This window comes from Fulvivirga lutimaris (genome assembly GCF_009711525.1).
GTDB classification, from domain to species: Bacteria; Bacteroidota; Bacteroidia; order Cytophagales; family Cyclobacteriaceae; genus Fulvivirga; species Fulvivirga lutimaris.
In genome coordinates this window covers 1-4,708 of record NZ_SMLV01000237.1, presented here as the reverse complement: position 1 = coordinate 4,708, position 4,708 = coordinate 1, and the positions used below count along the sequence as shown (strand labels likewise).

Below are 4,708 nucleotides of genomic sequence, written 5' to 3'. Positions count from 1 at the left end.
AAGAGCAAAAAATTCTGAGGGCATTTGAAGAGAAAGACTGGAACGAGATCAAGAGCTATGACTCGTGGGTAATTTTCAAAGTGATGTCAGAGTTTGTTGAGGGTTTCGAGAAGTTAGCAAAAATAGGCCCGTGTGTCTCTGTATTTGGATCTGCACGTACTAAATCAGATCATAAATATTATAAAATGGCCGAGGAGATTGCTGCTAAGCTAGTACGCCACGGTTATGGTGTAGTTACAGGTGGCGGCCCCGGTATTATGGAAGCTGGTAACAAAGGAGCCAAAGAACAGGGCGGTAAATCTGTAGGTCTGAATATTATCCTTCCATTCGAGCAAAAAGGTAATGACTTTATAGATCAGGATAAGTTAATAACATTTGATTACTTCTTTGTTCGTAAAGTAATGTTCGTAAAATATTCGCAGGGGTTTATTGTTATGCCCGGTGGTTTCGGAACATTAGATGAGCTGTTTGAAGCACTTACCCTAATCCAGACGAAGAAGATTGGCAAATTTCCTATTGTACTAGTAGGTAAAGACTACTGGGGCGGGCTTCTTGATTGGATAAAAGGCACAATGTTGAAACAGGAGAATAATATTAATGAAGCAGACCTGGACCTCTTTAAAATTGTAGAGAATGCTACTGAAGCAGTTGCGGCTATCGATGAGTTTTATGCGAAATATCTCCTTTCACCGAATTTTTAACTGTAGGAAGCGTTATTGTTTAAACGAAGCCCATAAGTTCAAATTCTATGAAATACCTACCACATGCTATCTCGTTGCTTACACTCATTCTTGTATGTTCCTATATACAATATAATGAAAGTAAAAGAGGTATTGAGTCAAATGTAGTGAGTCAGGCTTTCTATCCTAAAAATATAGATTTGCCTCCTACGGAGTTCCAAGAGTACAGAAATGCTATCTCGTTGCAATTACCAGATACCCTTACATTTGCCGGTGAGCCAGTACCACTAAATATACCAGATGTTCGCGAGCGTCTTGATAGAGAACTTCATATCAATACATACTGGCACAGTAGTACTATATTTCTTATGAAGCGGGCGAATAAGTGGTTCCCAGAAATGGAGAAGATCCTAAAGGAGAATGGCATACCAGAAGACTTTAAATATTTGGCTGCCATTGAGGGGGGGTTTATGAACGCTGTTTCTCCGGCTAATGCAGTTGGCTTTTGGCAAATAAGAAAAGATGCAGGCAAAGAAAATGGTCTGGAAATAGGTAGAGATGTTGATGAAAGATATGATCCTATTAAGTCTACAGAGGCGGCATGTAGATATCTGAACAAAGCATATAAAAAGTTTGGCAACTGGACCAATGTCGCGGCATCTTACAATCGGGGCATGTCTGGACTGGGGCGAGCGTTGAGTAATCAGCAAGAAGGATCTTATTATGATTTGATGCTTAATGATGAAACTTCACGTTATGTTTTTAGAATCCTGGCCATTAAAGAGATTTTTCAGAATCCTAAAAAGTATGGATTCAACATTAATGCTAGTCATCTTTATAAGTCAGAGGAACTGCGCTATGTAACCATTGATTCAGATATTAAAGATTTGGTTCAATTTGCTAAGGATCAAGGTATTAACTACAAGCTTCTCAAAAGGCATAATCCCTGGTTGCGGGATGATAACCTTAACGTAAGGCGTGGCAAATCTTATCAGATTGCTATTCCAATCATATAAATTGAAAATAGTTGATTTTGTTTAAATAATTTGGCGATTATTGCGGCACTTACTCTTTAGTATTATTTAAATTAAAATTTATGTTTTTAAAAGGAAAAGCTAATGGTGTCCAAACAGTCTTATTAGCATTAATATTTTCAAGCTGTGCCTCTATAGTTAGCAAAAGCAGTTATCCAATTGTTATTAATAGTAAGCCTGCTAGTGCCACGGTAAAAATTACTGATGGAAAAGGAAGGAGCGTTTTTCAAGGCACTACTCCTGCGACCTTAAGTCTTAAGTCTGGTCAGAGTTATTTTAAACGAGCCAGTTATCAAGTTCATTTTAGCCTTGAAGGATATGATGATAGAGTAGTTCCTTTAAACTGTAAAATTGATGGCTGGTATTTTGGCAATTTGATTTTTGGTGGAGGGTTAGGTCTGTTAATAATAGATCCAGCAACTGGAGCTATGTATAAATTGGAAACAGACATCTTAGTAGAAACTTTATCTAAATCAACAGCTAGTCTTGAAGAAAAGGAGTTAAGAATTCTGGATGTCAATAACATCCCACAAGAATGGAAGAGCCACCTTATTTTGTTGGGTGACTAATCCAATTAAACTTTTTAAAGGGCGGTAATAAAATAAGTCGGAAAGGAGTAAGGGACTTTTTTGAACTGCCCTAATAATTTCATGCTCTTCATTCTAAATCAACCTGATTTGTCATCAGGTATAATATAAACTACCTACTGTTCTGTCTTATACTTGACATGTTTATAATTTAGATGAGAGCTAACTAAATCAATTTTGCCTTTTGTGTGTTTAAAGCTTTAACTTCATTGCCTAAATTTAATTTTACACATGGATAAGACATATTACGACCCTGCTGACCTTAAAAAATTTGGAAACATTGCTGACTTCGAGCCTGATTTAGCGAAAAAATTCTTCGACTATTATGGAGATGTATTTAAAGAAGGGGGGTTAACGGCAAGGGAAAAATCTTTAATTGCTTTGGCTGTTTCTCATGCCATTCAATGCCCATATTGTATTGATGCCTATACTTCAGATACTTTAGAAAAAGGGGTTACTGAAAAGCAAATGATGGAGGCCGTACATGTTGCAGCTGCCATTAGAGGTGGAGCCTCTTTAGTTCATGGCGTTCAGATGATGAATAAGGCCAAAAAATTGTCGATGTAAAAAATTAGTTATGTCAAAATCACTGTTAGCTCAACATCATGACCTTGCCGATAAAACCACTCAGGTGAAGATTTTATCAAATGGAATATTTGGTGAGGGTAAGCTACCAACATTTAAGAAAAAATTAGAGCCGATAGGCGAATTTCCATTAAAGCCGGATACCATTGAAATATTTCAGGTAAATGTCGGCTACATGTGCAATCAGGTTTGTAAACATTGCCATGTGGATGCCGGGCCTGATAGAAAGGAGATTATGACCAGAGAGACCATGGAATATTGTCTCGAGGTTTTGCGCAAAACAGATATTCATACCCTTGATTTAACAGGGGGAGCACCTGAGATGAATCCGGATTTCCGTTGGTTTGTGGAAGAGGCAAACAAGGCTGGTGTCAAAGAGATCATTGTAAGATCAAATCTGACCATAATTCTGGCCAATCCAAAATACCATGACCTGCCAGAATTCTTTAAAGAAAATAATGTAAGAGTAGTTTCCTCCCTTCCATTTTATCAGCCTGATAAAACGGACAGACAACGAGGAGAAGGCGTATTTGATAAATCAATTAAAGCGCTCAAAATGTTAAATGCCATCGGTTACGGAAGACCTGATTCAGGCTTGATATTAGACTTGGTTTATAACCCTAGCGGTGCGTTCTTACCAGGAGATCAGGCGGAGTTGGAAAGAGATTTCAAGAAAGAGCTTAAAAATAACTTTGACATCGAATTTAATAGCTTATTTACCATCACCAATATTCCGATAAGTCGCTTTTTGGAGTTTTTAATTCGGACAGAGAACTACGAAGATTACATGGAGAAGCTGGTTTCAGCATTTAACCCTGCAGCAGTAAAAGGGGTGATGTGTAGAAATACCATTTCGATTGATTATGACGGCTACATGTACGATTGTGATTTTAATCAGATGTTAGATATGAAGGTGGAAAAATCAGCAGGCCAGCATATCAAGGACTTCGATCTTGAAAAACTTTCAAAACGAAATATTGCAATCAATCAACATTGCTTCGGATGCACTGCAGGCGCAGGATCAAGTTGTCAGGGAGCAGTTGCGTAATTCTTTTACAAAATATTTGAAGTATGATTGAGCAGATAAGAGATGCCACTGATTTTTTACAGTCCAAGGGCATAGAGAATCCTGAAGTAGGGGTCATTTTAGGTACTGGTTTGGGCAGTAGGTTTATTGCCACCATGGATGTAATTAGGACCATTGAGTATTCAGATATTCCTCATTTTCCTTTGGTAACTGTCATGTCTCATGATGGCAAATTAGTGTATGGTACAATCCATGGTAAAAAAGTATTGGCCATGGATGGCCGTTTTCATTATTATGAAGGCTATTCCATGCAGCAAATCACCTTTCCTGTAAGGGTGTTAAAAATGCTTGGCATAAAGCAACTACTCCTTTCCAATGCTGCAGGAAACATGAACCTGAATTGGAAAAAGGGTCAGCTCATGCTTATTGATGATCACATTAATCTTCAGCCTGACAATCCACTGCGTGGGAAAAATTATGACGAGCTTGGGCCGCGTTTTCCGGATATGAGCCAGCCTTATAATGAAAGGCTAAACTCAGAACTTAAGGTAATTGCAAAAGAGAAAGGAATTCAACTCAATGAAGGTGTTTATGTTTCTGTGATTGGCCCTAATCTAGAAACACGGGCTGAATACAGATATTTAAGAAATATAGGTGCTGATGTTGTTGGTATGTCTACCGTGCCAGAGGTAATAGTAGCCAATCATATGGGTCTTCCATGCTCAGCTGTTTCTGTTCTTACAGATGATTGCGATCCCGACAATTTAAAACCTATAGATATTTCTGAAATTATTA

The 4,708-nt window shown here is 38.0% G+C and carries 6 protein-coding genes; all 6 read left to right on the top strand.

What is annotated here, in order from left to right:
- Window positions 1-701 (top strand): LOG family protein (locus E1140_RS02900; RefSeq protein WP_155178865.1); only part of this gene is annotated, 701 nt, incomplete at its 5' end.
- Between the two features lie 47 nt (window positions 702-748).
- Window positions 749-1,696, top strand: coding sequence for a lytic transglycosylase domain-containing protein (locus tag E1140_RS02895; RefSeq protein ID WP_155178859.1), 948 nt, complete (start codon window positions 749-751; stop codon window positions 1,694-1,696).
- 80 nt (window positions 1,697-1,776) lie between these two features.
- A complete protein-coding gene (locus E1140_RS02890; RefSeq protein WP_155178857.1) occupies window positions 1,777-2,283 on the top strand; it encodes a peptidase associated/transthyretin-like domain-containing protein in 507 nt (168 codons plus the stop codon).
- Window positions 2,284-2,532: 249 nt separating this feature from the next.
- Complete coding sequence (locus tag E1140_RS02885) at window positions 2,533-2,868, top strand: arsenosugar biosynthesis-associated peroxidase-like protein (protein WP_155178855.1); 336 nt, start codon at window positions 2,533-2,535, stop codon at window positions 2,866-2,868.
- Between the two features lie 10 nt (window positions 2,869-2,878).
- On the top strand, window positions 2,879-3,934 hold the full coding sequence (gene arsS, locus E1140_RS02880) for an arsenosugar biosynthesis radical SAM (seleno)protein ArsS (RefSeq protein WP_155178853.1): 1,056 nt from the start codon (window positions 2,879-2,881) through the stop codon (window positions 3,932-3,934).
- Between the two features lie 23 nt (window positions 3,935-3,957).
- A partial coding sequence (locus E1140_RS02875) for a purine-nucleoside phosphorylase (RefSeq protein WP_155178851.1) occupies window positions 3,958-4,708 on the top strand: 751 nt, incomplete at its 3' end.